This is a genomic window from Streptomyces ochraceiscleroticus, from assembly GCF_000720485.1.
Taxonomy (GTDB): Bacteria; Actinomycetota; Actinomycetes; order Streptomycetales; family Streptomycetaceae; genus Streptomyces; species Streptomyces ochraceiscleroticus.
The window spans coordinates 1-481 of sequence record NZ_JOAX01000094.1 but is presented as its reverse complement, the minus strand read 5'-3'; the positions used below and the strand labels follow the sequence as shown (position 1 = coordinate 481).

General features: G+C 65.1%; 2 pseudogenes. Both read left to right on the top strand.

Annotated features, from left to right (window positions below):
• Positions 1–30: 30 nt before the first annotated feature.
• Positions 31–273, top strand: a pseudogene (locus tag IG84_RS42525) (hypothetical protein); the annotation flags it as partial.
• A 2-nt stretch (positions 274–275) separates the two neighbouring features.
• Positions 276–473 (top strand): annotated as a pseudogene (locus IG84_RS38560) (pore-forming ESAT-6 family protein); the annotation flags it as partial.
• Between the last annotated feature and the right edge of the window lie 8 nt (positions 474–481).

Here is a 481-nt window from a genome sequence, read left to right as displayed (position 1 = left end):
ACAGCCGTCCAGCCCGGCAGGGGGAGCCTGATGAAGTTCGACATGGGAGCGCAGACGCTGTCGACGCTGCAGTCGAAGTCGCGTGGGTCGAGTGAGGATCTGGGGACGCTGATCCGGCAGTTGGTGGATGCCGCGGCGCCGCTGGAGGGCAAGTTCAACGGGTCGGGCAAGGCCGCGTTCGATCAGTTCAAGTCTCGGTCGGACGAGATCGCCTCCGCCCTGCAGAGTTCTCTGTCGGGGATTCTGGGTGGTCAGTCGGGGATGGATTCGGCGGTCAGGTGAAGGCGGCGATGGCGGACTTCACGGCCGATGGCGTGGCGGATGAGTACCACGGCAAGGAGCTGCGCTGGAACCGGGCCTCGCAGGAGGTCAAGAACATCATCCAGCTGCTGAAGACGACGCTGGAGAAGAACGACGGCACCGCGCAGCACACGCTGTCCAAGGCCAAGGCTGCGGTCGACAACATCGGCTGACCTGCCCG